Source organism: Aliinostoc sp. HNIBRCY26 (assembly GCF_050235535.1).
In the GTDB taxonomy this organism is placed as follows: domain Bacteria; phylum Cyanobacteriota; class Cyanobacteriia; order Cyanobacteriales; family Nostocaceae; genus Trichormus.
Map to the genome: position 1 here is coordinate 4,929,715 of NZ_CP189852.1, position 14,028 is coordinate 4,943,742.

At 41.7% G+C, this 14,028-nt stretch carries 16 protein-coding genes; 9 read left to right on the forward strand and 7 right to left on the reverse strand.

Annotated features, from left to right (window positions below):
* Positions 1–29 precede the first annotated feature (29 nt).
* The 4 genes from gvpC to gvpA (ACQFX9_RS20925) form a co-directional block, all read right to left on the reverse strand.
* Entirely contained in the window at positions 30–413 is a 384-nt protein-coding gene (gene gvpC / locus ACQFX9_RS20910) for a gas vesicle protein GvpC (RefSeq protein WP_427158191.1), read from the reverse strand.
* Between the two features lie 195 nt (positions 414–608).
* Positions 609–824 (reverse strand): gas vesicle structural protein GvpA, encoded by a 216-nt coding sequence (gene gvpA / locus ACQFX9_RS20915; protein WP_010996411.1) that lies wholly within the window; start codon positions 822–824, stop codon positions 609–611.
* A gap of 104 nt (positions 825–928) precedes the next feature.
* Positions 929–1,144 (reverse strand): gas vesicle structural protein GvpA, encoded by a 216-nt coding sequence (gene gvpA / locus ACQFX9_RS20920; RefSeq protein ID WP_010996411.1) that lies wholly within the window; start codon positions 1,142–1,144, stop codon positions 929–931.
* A gap of 104 nt (positions 1,145–1,248) precedes the next feature.
* Positions 1,249–1,464: a gas vesicle structural protein GvpA gene (gvpA, locus tag ACQFX9_RS20925; RefSeq protein WP_010996411.1), complete on the reverse strand. Its 216-nt coding sequence runs from the start codon at positions 1,462–1,464 to the stop codon at positions 1,249–1,251.
* 388 nt (positions 1,465–1,852) lie between these two features.
* On the opposite strand from gvpA (ACQFX9_RS20925), the gene ACQFX9_RS20930 reads away from it, so the two are divergent.
* Positions 1,853–2,119 (forward strand): hypothetical protein, encoded by a 267-nt coding sequence (locus ACQFX9_RS20930; RefSeq protein ID WP_427158193.1) that lies wholly within the window; start codon positions 1,853–1,855, stop codon positions 2,117–2,119.
* Positions 2,120–2,274: 155 nt separating this feature from the next.
* Positions 2,275–3,945 (forward strand): CocE/NonD family hydrolase, encoded by a 1,671-nt coding sequence (locus ACQFX9_RS20935; RefSeq protein ID WP_427158195.1) that lies wholly within the window; start codon positions 2,275–2,277, stop codon positions 3,943–3,945.
* Between the two features lie 45 nt (positions 3,946–3,990).
* Here ACQFX9_RS20935 and ACQFX9_RS20940 read toward each other — a convergent pair whose 3' ends face one another.
* Positions 3,991–4,851: a lysophospholipid acyltransferase family protein gene (locus tag ACQFX9_RS20940; RefSeq protein WP_427158197.1), complete on the reverse strand. Its 861-nt coding sequence runs from the start codon at positions 4,849–4,851 to the stop codon at positions 3,991–3,993.
* A 149-nt stretch (positions 4,852–5,000) separates the two neighbouring features.
* Here ACQFX9_RS20940 and ACQFX9_RS20945 point away from each other — a divergent pair, with 149 nt between their 5' ends.
* The 3 genes from ACQFX9_RS20945 (at position 5,001) to ACQFX9_RS20955 (ending at position 7,634) form a co-directional block, all read left to right on the forward strand.
* Positions 5,001–6,101 carry a D-alanine--D-alanine ligase family protein gene (locus ACQFX9_RS20945; protein ID WP_427158198.1) on the forward strand — a complete coding sequence of 367 codons (1,101 nt, stop codon included), beginning with the start codon at positions 5,001–5,003 and terminating at the stop codon, positions 6,099–6,101.
* 241 nt (positions 6,102–6,342) lie between these two features.
* Positions 6,343–6,975: a hypothetical protein gene (locus tag ACQFX9_RS20950; protein WP_427158200.1), complete on the forward strand. Its 633-nt coding sequence runs from the start codon at positions 6,343–6,345 to the stop codon at positions 6,973–6,975.
* A gap of 221 nt (positions 6,976–7,196) precedes the next feature.
* A complete protein-coding gene (locus ACQFX9_RS20955; RefSeq protein WP_427158201.1) occupies positions 7,197–7,634 on the forward strand; it encodes a DUF6918 family protein in 438 nt (145 codons plus the stop codon).
* A gap of 183 nt (positions 7,635–7,817) precedes the next feature.
* Here the strand turns inward: ACQFX9_RS20955 and ACQFX9_RS20960 are convergent, their stop codons facing one another.
* Complete coding sequence (locus ACQFX9_RS20960) at positions 7,818–7,997, reverse strand: hypothetical protein (RefSeq protein WP_427158202.1); 180 nt, start codon at positions 7,995–7,997, stop codon at positions 7,818–7,820.
* A gap of 258 nt (positions 7,998–8,255) precedes the next feature.
* Between ACQFX9_RS20960 and ACQFX9_RS20965 the strand changes: the two genes are divergently transcribed.
* Positions 8,256–8,525 carry a hypothetical protein gene (locus ACQFX9_RS20965; protein ID WP_427158204.1) on the forward strand — a complete coding sequence of 90 codons (270 nt, stop codon included), beginning with the start codon at positions 8,256–8,258 and terminating at the stop codon, positions 8,523–8,525.
* Positions 8,526–8,899: 374 nt separating this feature from the next.
* On the opposite strand, the gene ACQFX9_RS20970 is transcribed toward ACQFX9_RS20965, so the two are convergent.
* Complete coding sequence (locus ACQFX9_RS20970; RefSeq protein ID WP_427158205.1) at positions 8,900–10,048, reverse strand: AraC family transcriptional regulator; 1,149 nt, start codon at positions 10,046–10,048, stop codon at positions 8,900–8,902.
* A gap of 172 nt (positions 10,049–10,220) precedes the next feature.
* Here ACQFX9_RS20970 and ACQFX9_RS20975 point away from each other — a divergent pair, with 172 nt between their 5' ends.
* The 3 genes from ACQFX9_RS20975 (at position 10,221) to ACQFX9_RS20985 (ending at position 13,994) form a co-directional block, all read left to right on the forward strand.
* Entirely contained in the window at positions 10,221–10,793 is a 573-nt protein-coding gene (locus tag ACQFX9_RS20975; protein ID WP_427158207.1) for a cupin domain-containing protein, read from the forward strand.
* The gene (locus ACQFX9_RS20980) at positions 10,790–11,515 is read left to right on the forward strand and encodes a DUF4386 domain-containing protein (RefSeq protein WP_427158209.1); all 726 of its coding nucleotides are present in this window, start codon (positions 10,790–10,792) and stop codon (positions 11,513–11,515) included. The genes ACQFX9_RS20975 and ACQFX9_RS20980 overlap by 4 nt, the downstream gene beginning before the upstream one ends.
* Before the next feature lie 205 nt (positions 11,516–11,720).
* Positions 11,721–13,994 (forward strand): MASE1 domain-containing protein, encoded by a 2,274-nt coding sequence (locus ACQFX9_RS20985; protein ID WP_427158210.1) that lies wholly within the window; start codon positions 11,721–11,723, stop codon positions 13,992–13,994.
* Positions 13,995–14,028: the final 34 nt, after the last annotated feature.

The window sequence follows — 14,028 nt, forward strand, 5'->3', positions numbered from 1 at the left end:
CTTCATTGTTTGAGAGCGTTGACTAAAGACTAACCGAAAATGCTAGCAAACAAATCTTGACGAAATTGGCGCAGATTTTGTCTTTGTTCTTTAGCTCTTTTAGCTCTGTCCTTTGCCGTTGTCGCTAAAAAGTTGTGGGTATCTTGCTCCAGGTTGTGGTGGAACTGATACAAAAACTTTGCTTGTGCTTTAGCTTGAGCATCTCTTGTTTTAGCTGTTTCCTTGAGAAAATCTTGAGTTGTATACTCAAGTTCTTCACGGAATGCGTGTAATTCTTGTGCTTGCTTTCTAGCTTGTTCTTCTCTGTTAGCTTTTGTCTCGGACAAGAATTCACGAGTCTCTCTGAATAGTTGATGGACTTCCGCAGTAAGTGACTGATGCTCTTGTCGGAGTCTTGGTATTAAAGCCGTCATGACGTTCTCCGCAATATAATTAACATCTGCAAGGAACTACATTTACTGGATAGTTAATGTTCAGTAAATGTAGCTCATAGAATACCTGCTTTTTTTCGCTGATTCCTTTTTGATAATTCTTGATTCAGAAGTATCAGGATGAGCGAACAAAAGCAGAATAAATATCAGGATTACAAATTAGGTAATTCTGAATAATTAAGCAGGCATTGCGGCAGACTGTGTGAGACCTACTGCTTCTGCATATTTCAAGTAGGTTTCTACGGATGCAATCACGATACGGGCTTCAATTGCTAATAATTCAATACCAACTAAAGAAACACGAACCCAAGCATCTACAACGATACCTTTGTCTAAGATACGGTCGATAACTTCTGCCAAGCTGGAGGAGGAATTAGTTTTTTCAACTGCCATGATTTTGTACCTTAAGTAATGTTGTTTGTGAATTGAACCGTAAGAGTGTGGAATATCACAAGTGCTAACTAGCTAACTGTGATATTCGAGAATCTACTGAATAATTAAGCAGGCATTGCGGCGGACTGTGTTAGACCTACTGCTTCTGCATATTTCAGGTAGGTTTCTACGGATGCAATCACGATGCGGGCTTCGATTGCTAATAGTTCAATACCAACTAAAGAAACGCGAACCCAAGCATCTACAACGATACCTTTGTCTAAGATACGGTCGATAACTTCTGCCAAGCTGGAGGAGGAATTGGTTTTTTCAACTGCCATGATTTTGTACCTTAAGTAATGTTGTTTGTGAGTTGAACCGTAAGAGTGTGGAATATCACAAGTGCTAACTAGCTAACTGTGATATTCGAGAATCTACTGAATAATTAAGCAGGCATTGCGGCGGACTGTGTTAGACCTACTGCTTCTGCATATTTCAGGTAGGTTTCTACGGATGCAATCACGATGCGGGCTTCGATTGCTAATAGTTCAATACCAACTAAAGAAACACGAACCCAAGCATCTACAACGATACCTTTGTCTAAGATACGATCAATAACTTCTGCCAAGCTGGAGGAAGAATTAGTTTTTTCTACTGCCATTGTTTTACACCTTAAACTCATTGTTGATTTTCAGTATTAGCTCGGCGGTTGCCTGCGTCTTACTGAATCAATATTAGACGCGTCTCTTCATGAATGTAAAGACTTTGACAGGAGGAAATTTGTAAAGAAATACAAAAAGAAACACACTGAAACAATAAAAATGTACGTTTTCAGTTTTAGTTGTATATTTTTAAAATATTTTTGCTGAAAAATGTTAGTTTTAATCTGCAAATTTGTTTTTTTTGTTGTTTTTAAAGTATTTTTTTCTAAAACACAATAGTGGTTGCTCTCCTATAAAAATTGGATCAAATTAAGTAATAATACGGTTTTTAAAAGTTTAGGAACATAACATAGGATGTTTTCAACGATTATTTTTTTGAACAACATCATGTCTACAGAAGCTTCCTCTGATCAAGCACGTCACGGAGCGTTAGCGGGACTAATTGCTACTTTTGTAGAGCAAGGACATCCACCTCAGTACGCTCAAGTAATGGCGACTTCTATTATTTTTCAGACAGACTTAGATTTAAGAAATGCCCAGATGTCTCGTCTTTTGAATTGGTTAAAGCAGGAAAATGAGAGTATCTATACATCTGCTTTAAAAGTTGTGGAAAACACCCGTGAGGAATTTGAGCGACGAGTGCAGCAGGGTTGAGGTATTGGGGAAGTAGGGGACTGGGGATTTAGAGAGAGATATTTTGATTCTTGGGTTGTGAATTTGAGTTGATGGTATTGATTGACAAATAGGATATGATTTTGCAGAATTCAGCAATCGGTATGGATAGCTGAATTTTTTTCTCATTGCAAGTCATGTACAAAATCCTTCCCAAAGAATCGGCCTCTATGTACACTCGCGATGGTGTACGCCTTGACGCAGATATCTATCGTCCTGATGCAGCAGGTGAGTTTCCTGTGTTATTGATGCGACAACCCTATGGGAGAACGATCGCATCCACTGTGGTTTATGCTCATCCTATGTGGTATGCGGCTCATGGCTATATTGTTGTGATTCAAGATGTGCGGGGACGCGGTACTTCCCAGGGTGAATTTCAGTTATTCCAGTATGAGGTTGCTGACGGCGCAGATAGCGTCAATTGGGCTGCGAGTCTACCGGGTAGTAATGGAATGTTGGGAATGTATGGCTTTTCCTATCAGGGAATGACTCAATTATATGCCGCGATCGCCAAACCCCCAGCCCTGAAAACTATTTGTCCGGCGATGATTGGTTATGATTTGTATGCTGATTGGGCTTATGAAGGTGGTGCATTTTGTTTGCACACTAACTTAGCTTGGGCGGTACAATTGGCGACAGAAACAGCAAGATTACGCGGTGATCAAGCAGCATATCAAGCCTTATTAACTGCATCCCGCAATCTGCCGCTAAATCATCCTGAAATTCTGCAACAACTCGCCCCAGAATCTTTTTATCACGATTGGGTAGCCCATAGCGAACCTGATGACTATTGGCAAGAACTTTCACCCAAAAGCCATTTTGCAGGGGTTGATTTACCGATGTTACATATCGGTGGTTGGTTTGATACCTATCTGCGCGGAACACTGCACCTCTACAAAGATATGGTAGCGCGTGCAGCTACTCCCCAACATTTAATTATCGGCCCTTGGGCGCATTTACCTTGGGGACGAAAAGTTGGCGCGGCTGATTTTGGTCAACTAGCAGCTAGTCCCATAGACGAAATGCAGATTCGTTGGTTTGACCAGTTTCTCAAGGGTGTAGATACAGGTTTATTGGATCAGCCTCCTGTATGCTTGTTTGAAATAGGTAGCAATGTTTGGCAGAAACTCTCCGGCTTGATCATACCATTACACAAATACTATTTTCTGTCAAGTACAGGACTAGCCAGTATTAGAGAAGATGCAGGAAAACTGATTTCCCATGCCCCATATCCCATGCCCCATGCCCCAGATGTATTAGTCCATGACCCTTGGCGACCGGTGCCAGCAATCGGAGGTCATGCAGGGATTCCGGCTGGTGTGTTTGAGCGATCGCAGATTGATTGTCGGTCTGATGTTTTAACCTACACCAGCGCACCTTTAACCGCAGATTTAAGTCTCTTGGGCGATGTATTAGTAGAAATTTGTTGTCAATCAGACCAAGATAGTTATGATTTGTGCGCTGTGTTGTCGCAAGTTGATCCTGATGGCAGAGTTTTTAACATGACGCAAGGTTATTTACATTGCCGAGATGGGAAACACAGCATCACGAGAAAAATACAATTACAGCCAATATGTATACGTATAGCCAAAGGTAATTGTTTGCGTTTGAGTTTGAGTTTAGCGTGTTACCCAGCGTATACAATGAACTCTGGCAATGGGGCTGTATTGAGTAGTGAGAGTTTGATGAATGCTCAAATCATCACGTTGACTGTTGATTGTGGTGCTTCTCAGGTTTTGTTACCGATTATGGGGGTTGGGGATTGGGGATTGGGGACTGGGGATTGGGGACTGGGGATTGGGGAATAGGGAAATATGCGTAGAAATTTTATATCAAGTCTCAACAGCCTGATTTTATGATTGAGTTTGGGAGTGGGAATTTTCTAAGACTAATTGGTCTAATTCTTGCTGCATTTTAGTGACTACTAATTGATAACATTCGTTGACGTATTCGCGATCGCTTGCAGCTTCCCGCCCGTAGCGTTCAAATATAATGGGTGGACAAACCCTAGTGTGAATCTGTACAGGGAAAGGAATGTTAGGTAAGGGGCCTATTGCTAATCCCCAAGGCCAGCCTAAATAAATGGGAAATACTTCTGGATCAATATTCAACAACCAAGGCATTCCCCAATCATGCAACTGTGACACTACCTTGTATATGTCAGCTAAGACAATCAATGTATCATGCGCCCCATAGGAAATTGCAGGTACAATTGGCACGTTTTCCCGCAATGCTAATTTGATGAAACCTTGCCTACCCGCAAAATAAATTTGATTACGTAGATGATGGGGGCGAAATACGTCTTCTGCACCGCCAGGATATACCAACACACTAGCACCAGAACGCAAAGCTGCGATCGCCATTTTGGGATGAGCCATGACTGCGCCAGTTTTGGCGGCTAATTGTGCGACTGGGAGACTAATTTGCCACGCTTTGGGGTGCATTAAACCATAGGCAGGTTTTTCGACACCAAAGCGATGAAACCAGTCATACATCATCATCAACATATCCGGTGCGGCTAGTCCCCCATTGTGAGAACCAACAATTAACACTTTTCCCTGTGGCTGGATATGTTCCCAACCACTGGTTTGCACACGGAAGTAGTAATGGTAGAAGAAACCCAAAAAGGGCATGATGGACTTGATAAACTCTGGATCTCTTTCATTTAAAGACCATCCAGGTTCGGTAATTTGGGGACGTTGCTTTGTTAACATTTAGGCATTTTAGCAGCAGTTTTGTTGTGTGTGGAATGGTGGAGAACATTAAACGCAAAGCGACGCTGAGAGTTTTTTGGGACGGGGTTTTTTACTTTTGTTGGATTCGGTGATACGCTATCTGCGTCAGGAGTGTAGAGGTAAAAGTAATGAACAAGTTGCGGGTAGGATTACTGTTTGGTGGTCGTTCTGGAGAACATGAAGTTTCTATTAGTTCCGCACGGGCGATCGCTAAAGCCCTGAGTGCGGCGGAAAATGGTCATAAGTACGAAATATTGCCTTTTTATATTGAAAAAAACGGCCGTTGGCTAGCAGGCGAAGCCCCGCAACAAGTTCTGCAATCAGGTGTACCTGTGTTAGATGCACCCAATAGTTCAGCTTCCGAAACACATGATTTAGTTTCTCATGGTAAAACCCCAGCCCTTGAGCGTTGGCAATCACCTTCTCAAGTTGCAGAAGTAGATGTGTGGTTTCCGATTCTGCACGGGCCGAATGGGGAAGACGGGACGATTCAAGGTTTACTCACTTTAATGCAAGTGCCGTTTGTGGGTTCTGGGGTTTTAGGTTCGGCTTTGGGGATGGATAAAATAGCCATGAAAATGGCCTTTGAGCAAGCAGGCATACCTCAAGTAAAATATAAAGCCGTTACTAGAGCGCAGGTGTGGTCAAATCCTTGCGTGTTTCCGAAATTGTGCGACGACATTGAGGCGGAATTGGGCTATCCTTGCTTTGTCAAACCTGCCAACCTTGGTTCATCGGTGGGGATTAGTAAAGTGCGATCGCGCCAAGAATTAGAAGCAGCTTTAGATCAAGCCGCTAGTTATGACCGTCGCATTATTGTAGAAGCCGGAGTTACAGCTAGAGAAGTAGAATGTGCCGTTTTAGGTAATGACAACCCCCAAGCCTCTGTCGTTGGAGAGATTACGTTCAATAGCGACTTCTACGATTATGAAACTAAATATACTGAAGGTAAAGCAGATTTACTGATACCCGCATCCATCCCCAACGAAATTAGTCGCCAAGTCCAAGAATTAGCCATAAAAGCCTTTGCTGCCGTTGATGCAGCTGGGTTAGCCAGGGTAGATTTTTTCTATGTGGAAGCCACCGGAGAAGTCTTGATCAATGAGATTAACACTTTACCTGGATTCACAGCTACTAGTATGTATCCTCAACTCTGGTCTTATAGCGGCGTTCCCTTCCCAGAACTAGTAGATCGTTTAATTCAGTTGGCATTAGAGAGACATCAATAAAACCAATTCGCAATTCGCAATTCGCAATTCGCAATTCGCAATAAAGGTAAAAGGCAAAAGGTAAAAGGCACGATTAGCTAGGGCATTGAATTTAATTCCCCCTGCCCCTGCCCTCTTCCTCATTTTGTAGCCTAGATAGCACAAAAAAGTTACTATACTTTGAAAATTGGCTACGGATACCTGATAGCGCGCCCCTTTAGTACAATCTATGGACTAGAGGGGAAACAATCTGTAATTGATCATGGAAAACAGTCAAAGCTTACAGCATGAGCTAACCCAGGTAAACAAAACCAAAGCAGAATCAAAAAAAAGAAGGTTCAACTTTTTCATGTTTCTGCTGACACGCCATCCTTTGCTGTTATTGATCGGTTTGTTAGCAACGTGTATAGGATCTGCGACTCTTGCTTTGCATAGCATAATTTATGTGAGTGATGTGGAACAGCCAGAGTCAGAATCAGTTCCGGCTGTGGTAGAAGTACCTGTTAGTGCTAATACCGATGTGAGTAATCCTATCCCATTGTGGATGGTTGTGGCGATCGCTTTTAGTTGTGCTAGTGGTTGCTGGGTGATTCTCCGGTTAATTAACCAGCCTCAACAACCTGCTACAGTGGCAAATCAACGTGTGGCTACAACTCGGACATCAACAGTTAATCGCCGTCAAAGAATAGCTAGGCGGACTGTAAAACCCCAGCCAGTCTTAGCATCGGCACAACCCATAAGGGCGATCGCGCCTACGTCCTCACGCCAAACATCTGCTATGAAGGTTCTACCACCAGAACAAAAGCACCCTTTAGATAGGGGTAAGGAATCCTTAGCTGATTTAGTTGATTGGCGTAAACATAATTCTTTGTCGGCTTTATTGCAAAAGTATTAGTCTAGCGGGGAAAAGGGGTGTAGGGGTATAGGGGTGTAAGGGAAAGACTTTTTCATGTTTTTCTGATGTCCGCAGTTCAAGATGTCTATATATCTAGTCTGAAAATCCAAAATCCAAAGTCTTAGATGACTCTGGCTCTGATAGTATTTTTTGTAATTTCCTGGTAAAAGGGGAAACTAATTGAATAAACATCAGACAGAGTGAAATGAAGGAGGAGTGACATGGGACTGAGTGAAGGACTCTTAGACCCTAACAAAAAAGCTATGGTTGTAGATGATTGCTGCAACATGATAGAAAACCAGCTAGCGTCTAAATCTGGTGTCAGTGGTATCGCCCTGAAAGCTGCTTTTGCCGCTTTGAAAGGAGTTAAACCAGGATACATTCCCTACATTATTGAACAGCTACTACCACCATGGTTTAATGCGATCGATCCTATCTGGAGCGAAGGTACACAGAAAGGAGATCCCGTAGCACACTTAATTGCTAGTCGTTCTCTCACTGCCGATGCCCTACTTAGTGTCACGGATACCAGAGTTAAAAGCAGCACTCGCTCTATCGTGCGTGGAACATATGATAAGTTCCGTGGTTCAGCTAAAAAGCATATAGAGGAAGCCATCCCAGACTTTGCTAAGGTGATCGAAAATTATACAAAAGCTTGAACTAGGAAGATGGTAGGGATCAGGAGTTAGGGAAGATTAAATGCAATATCCTCCTTGTTGATGCTAAGATTTCTTTTGAAATTTTGAATTTTGAATTTACACACCCCATGTTCTTTTGCATGGGGTTTTTCTTATGGGGATGTTTATTTCTCAGCTTTCTCTACTTTCCTCCATGTATCGAGCTTAAGTGTCATCTTGACCAAAGGTTACGCAAGGACTATCAACTTCTTGGAGTGGTTGAAATGAACTGCAAAAAACCACCACAGAACAGTTAATTCCAATTTCATCGGGGTGAATACACTCTACTTGATCCTGTGTTTGAACGTGAAAAATGCAATCATGGCATAAAGTCTGAGATGGCATACTCGTAAATACTCCTGAGAGCCGATGCAATTTTGTTGTAATTCTTTATGTTTAATTTAAGAAATTTCTGAGGACAACACTACCTATTTTCCATAAAATTGCTGTATCCTAGATTTCCTTGGGTAATTTTTTCAACACTAAGTTCATAAAACTTTCTTACGGATCTACATCTTGATTCTTGAAGAACTTTATTGTCTGTCCAAGAATCGGCGTTTAGATTCTCTTTTTACTGTCAATCTTTCAAACTGAGCAGAGCAAATGGATATAAGACTAATCAAAAAATCAGAAAAACTCCTCATGGAGAAAATAAAAATGATGGAGGAAGCGCAAGACCAAAGTCTTCCATCTGATAATTTGGCAGACCAAGAACCTATCGCCGAAGAGAAATCCAGTTCATATATTGAAGCAAAACAACCATACTATATTCCACAACGTGACTATCCTTTAGTCCAGTCTGTTGGTAACTCTGGGTGGCAGGTTTCTGATATTTGGCGAGATATCAGAGTCGATAACTTTTGCGATGATTAGTCAACTAAATTAACCCAGACAATTAGGGTTAATAAAATTAATGTGAACAACTAATATCATTTCACAATGATGATGTTGAGCGCAGACAATTTGCTCTACTCACTTTTAAAAATACCATAAATGCTGCTGTTATGAGTGTTAGAGAAATCTTTTCTAGCACTCACAGTTAGCACTTATAACTGTAGGTTGATGAAATTAGATTATTTGTAACGTTGAGCATAGCGTTCACAATCTTCAAATCGTAGCTTGGCGATCGCACTTCTATTTAAAGTTCGCGCAACAATCCCCTCAGCCCGCCTACGCCACTCCCCCTTGTGGGTGGTTGTTTTGAATTTTGAATTTTGAATTTTGAATTTTGAATTGATTCATGTGTCTCAGTCAGATAATGAGCGATAAGCTTTTGGCGTTTGTCCCGTCCATCTTTTAAAAGCGCGGTGAAAAGCACTAGGTTCAGAAAAGCCCAAGAGGAACGCTACATCATAAATTGGGGTGTGAGGAGATTGTAAATACCGCAGGGCTAATTCTTTGCGAGTTTGGTCTAAAAGTTGCTGATAAGATGTGCCTTCAGCTTGTAATTCTCGCTGTAGCTGACGCACACTAATGGCTAAATTTCGGGCTACTGCTTCTATGGGAGGGAGATTTCCCTTGAGTTGTTTGATGATTTCCTGCACAACCTTTCTAGTGTAATCATCCTCTCGATTCATCGCCTCCAGCATGGTTTGTGCGTGTTGTTCAAAGACAGTGAGAAGATGAGGATTAGCTGATAAAATTGACCAATTCAAGCAGTTAGCATCGAAAATGACGCGATTTGTTGGCATAGAGAAATGTAAGCCTGTGGCAAATATGCGTTCATATTCAGAGATGTCATCAGGACGCGGATATTTAAACCAGACTGCTTGAAGTAGAAGCGGCTTTCCTGTTAAAACTGGGGTTGCAGTGAGCAGTGATGCAAAGGTACTCTCAATTGCATATCGTGGTTGTTCTAGTAAGTAATTTTTCACGTCCTCTACAATGTCGCAGTCGCAAAATACGAAACCATCAGCCTCAGAAAAATGAATGTATGCGCCTTGACTAAAGAGTCTGGTATATCGAGAGAGTTTTTCTAGAACTTCCCGATATGTTTGACAGTTGACTAAGACATAACCAACAATGCCAAAAGTGGCGAGGTTAAAAGCTTCACCCAAGTGGAGAGCAAAGTTAGCATCTGTGCGCTTGACTACCTCTTGCCACAAAGCACTGTGCAGAGTTCCTGGAACTTGCTGATCAGGCATTTTCAATAAACTAGGGTCAATTCCCACATCTTGACACAGGCGATCGCCATCAATTCCATATTTCGCTGCGGCGAACTGTACAATACCTCGTGTGATGTAGACGGAAAAGGTGGCTTCTTTCATGTGGGATCTGGGGATTGGGGATTGGGGATTGGGGACTGGGGACTGGGGATTGGGAAGGGGACAAGGTAGACAAGGTAGACAAGGTAGAATTTTCCCAGCACCGGCTAAACGCCTTGCCACCGCTAACATCACTCATTACTCATTACTTATTACTTATTACTTATTACTCATTACTCACAACTCAGCACTCAGCACTCACTGGCGTGATTAGTCAACTTATTGGCAGGATGTGTCAATTCAGGATTTAGTCGAAAACTTATTGTTTAAGTGTGGTCAGTTAACACTTAAGGGAGTTTTGCAGATGAATCCTATAATTTCTAGACAACAACAGCCAGAAGTAATTGTCAATCCTGTGACTGGCGATCGCATGACTATTTTAGAAAGTGGTGAGGCTTATGCCAAAATCCGCTTTGATTTGCCTCCCCATGCTAAAGGTAGTCCACTGCACTACCATACCCAAATGAGTGAGACTTTTACTGTGATTGCAGGTTGTCTCAAAATGGAATTTGGTCAAAAGGGAAATTGGCGGACGCTATATGCAGGCGAGAGTCTACACGTTCCCGCAGGTGTACATCACAGTTTCCATAATCCTTGCGATCAGTGGGTGGCGTTTACTAGTGAAAATCAGCCAGCGACTGGATTTGAGCAGTTTATTCGGGGAATGTATGGTTTAGCGATTGATGGCAAGGTGAATCATGAAGGAATGCCAACCAATCTGCTGCAATTGGCTTTATTGCTGAAAAAAGCAGACTTAGTGATTGTCGGTATACCGCTATTTGTACAAACTTTATTAATCGGGATGTTAGAGAAGCTAGCACAGGGAATGAAAGTAGAGCGATCGCTAGTTAAATACTGGCATGGAGGTGCTAAATGAATCGTGCCAGTCTAGTTAAAATTACGGGGATATTCTTTATTTTCCTGGTTGTGCTTCTTAATATCCCTTATATATTGCTGATTCAAAACTTTGAATATGACGATATCCTCAGAGAACCTGTAGACTATGTGTTGCAAAAGTTTCAAGCTGGTGGTGCGGGATTAATTTTGACTTGGTTTATCTTCGGGTTGGCTGCCTTGTTGTTTATTCCCGCCAGCACTCTGCTACACCAAATTATCGCACAGGAGGATACACCGTACCTCAAAACAGCTACGTTGATGGGCGCACTTTCAGGAATACTCCAGTCTGTCGGGTTAATGCGGTGGGTATTTGTTGTTCCTATCTTGGCGAACCTATACAACAATCCTACAGCTAGTAAGACAACACGGGAAACTATCAGCGTTATCTATCAGGTAGTGCATCAATATGGTGGTGTGGTGATTGGTGAATATCTAGGTCAAACTTTGCTTGTATTCTGGACTTTGGGCGTTGGAATGGCAATGCTGCACTCACCATTATTCAAATCCTGGGTTGCTTACTTTGGATTGATGACAGTACCTTTGTTAGTGTTAGGACAAAGTGAACTATTAGCAACGGTGATTCCCTCAATGCCAGTGTGGGAATTCACTCCTGTAGGATTTATTTTGTGGGAAATCTGGATACTGATGATCGGAATATCTTTGTTACGAACACCAAAACACAGGATTGCATTCAGAAACTGAGATTAATTACAGAAAAGGCTGCTTTGCTGCAATCGTTGAAATAATCAAGTCTAAAGATTAGTGATCACAAATTAAAATTGGTAAAAATTGGATAACAATACTATTGTTTACTGATTTGCGCCCAACTACTTCCCAGCGAATTACAAATTCAGACTATTAGCAAATTTGTAACCTGCTCCAGTCCAGTACACAGCACAGATTGATTATGCAACGCATAATAAACTCCAGGCAAATCTCGACCATCGGCCGATGGCTAATGATTTCACTTTTGGGTTTACTAGCTTTGATTGCGGCTCATGGGATGGCGTTGATTTACCGCATTCAGCCTGGAGTGTCGCTGTGGTTTCCCCCTTCTGGGGTAGCGATCGCCTTAACTTTTTGGTTTGGCCCTTGTGGTATTATCCTCACTGGCATTGCTGCTTTTTTGATGTCTCCCGCCTGGGGGTTTCATGGCTGGGAACGCTTGATTGCTTTGCCGGATATGATAGAACCTCTGGTGGCTTGGCTATTTTACCGTTATTTTTGGCAAGGTTCTCGCACACTCAATACCCTCAAAGATGTTGCCTTTTTTATTTTCAGCGTACCTCTAATTGCCAGTGCAACTTTAGCGATTGTTGGTAACTTGACTCTGGTGGCTATAGATAAAATGTCAATTACCAATTTAGGGAATAGTATTCCCCATTGGTGGTTAGGTAATGCAATGGGAATCATGGCTATTACCCCGACGGCTTTGTTAGTGATTACTCCTTATCTGCAATCTCACGGCTGTTTATCCAGTGCTGAACCTTTAAACTCTTCATTCGTTTCACCTAGTTTCCCGCCTTCCCGCCGCTTTCTCTTAGAATTCAGCACCATCATTTTACTTTGTGTGGCGATCGCTTCTCTCACCGTCGCTGAAACTCATGAGGATGGCTTTAGATTTCAGCAATTATCTTTTTTAAGCTTTATTCCTGTAATTTGGGCTGCAACTCGCTTTGGTGTCACCTGTGGGATGTTAATCTCCAGTTTTTGCGTATTGGTGACATTATTCTTTTATTTAGTTGCTTATCCCAACGCCATGTCCTTACCGACATTTCCGGTAGAAGCAGAGGTGCTACACGTTCACAAGTTGAGTCTATTAGTACAGTGTATCGTCAGTTTATTTGTGGGGATTGCGATTACAGAACGGTCAAAAATTCAAGTAGAGTTAGCAGTAGAAAGAGTCCGACGGGGGGAATATCAAGTCCGTGCAGAATTATCAGAAAAACTCATCCAACTCAATCAATCATTGGCTAAAACCAATACTTCTTTAGAAGAATCCCACCGCGAGAAAGATGAATTACTCCAGCGTGAACAAAATGCGAGAAGTGAAGCAGAAAAAGCCAATCGGTTAAAAGATGAATTTCTAGCCGTTCTTTCCCATGAATTGCGTACTCCCTTAAACCCGATTTTAGGTTGGGCAACCTTATTAAAAAGGAGTAATTTGGATGAGGCTACAAAGATGCGAGGGATAGAAACTATTGAACGCAATGCCAAATTACAAATTCAACTTATTGAAGATTTATTAGATGTTTCTCGCATCCAACAAGGAAAAATCAATTTAAATATTCAGCCTGTAGATTTAACTAACACAATCTTAGAAGCCCAAGAAACTGTCAGACTAGCAAGAGAAGCAAAAAATATTGGTTTAGAAACAATATTAGATCACAATATTGGAGTGGTGGCTGGTGATGCAGCTAGATTACAACAAATTATCTGGAATTTGCTAGCTAATGCCGTCAAATTTACGCCTAACGAGGGAAGGATACAAGTTATTTTACAACAAATTAATAACTATGCCCAAGTTCAAGTTAAAGATAATGGTAAAGGCATTAGTGCAGAATTTCTTCCCTATGTATTTGATTATTTTCGCCAAGCGGATGGTACACTAACAAGACAGTTTGGTGGACTAGGTTTAGGACTAGCTATTGTTAAGCATCTCACAGAACTACATGGTGGGACTGTTACCGCTAGTAGTGAAGGCGAAGGGAAGGGGGCAACATTTACAGTCAGATTACCATTAATATCTGATAGACCCCAAATCATTCCCAAAGATGGAGAAAGCAACTGTAATTTCAGTCTGTTGGGTTCGTCTATATTAGTAGTGGATGATGATATTGATACAGGTGACTTTCTCACTTACATATTGTCACAATCTGGTGCGAAAGTCACAGCAGTCACATCAGCCGGCGAAGCTTTAGAAATGATCGCTAAATTTCCAGTTGATTTACTATTAAGTGATATTGGAATGCCCGGAATTGATGGTTACACACTCATGCGATTAATTCGAGCGATGCCTTTAGAAAAAGGGGGGGAAATTCCGGCGATCGCTCTTACAGCCTATGCAGGGGAGATTAACCAACAACAAGCCTTAGATGCTGGCTTTCAAAAGCACTTAGTTAAGCCAATAGAAACAGATATATTATTTCAAGCAATATCAGAAGTCTTAGCTTTGACATAATCTTAACCTATTCATATTCATATATACAATTCAA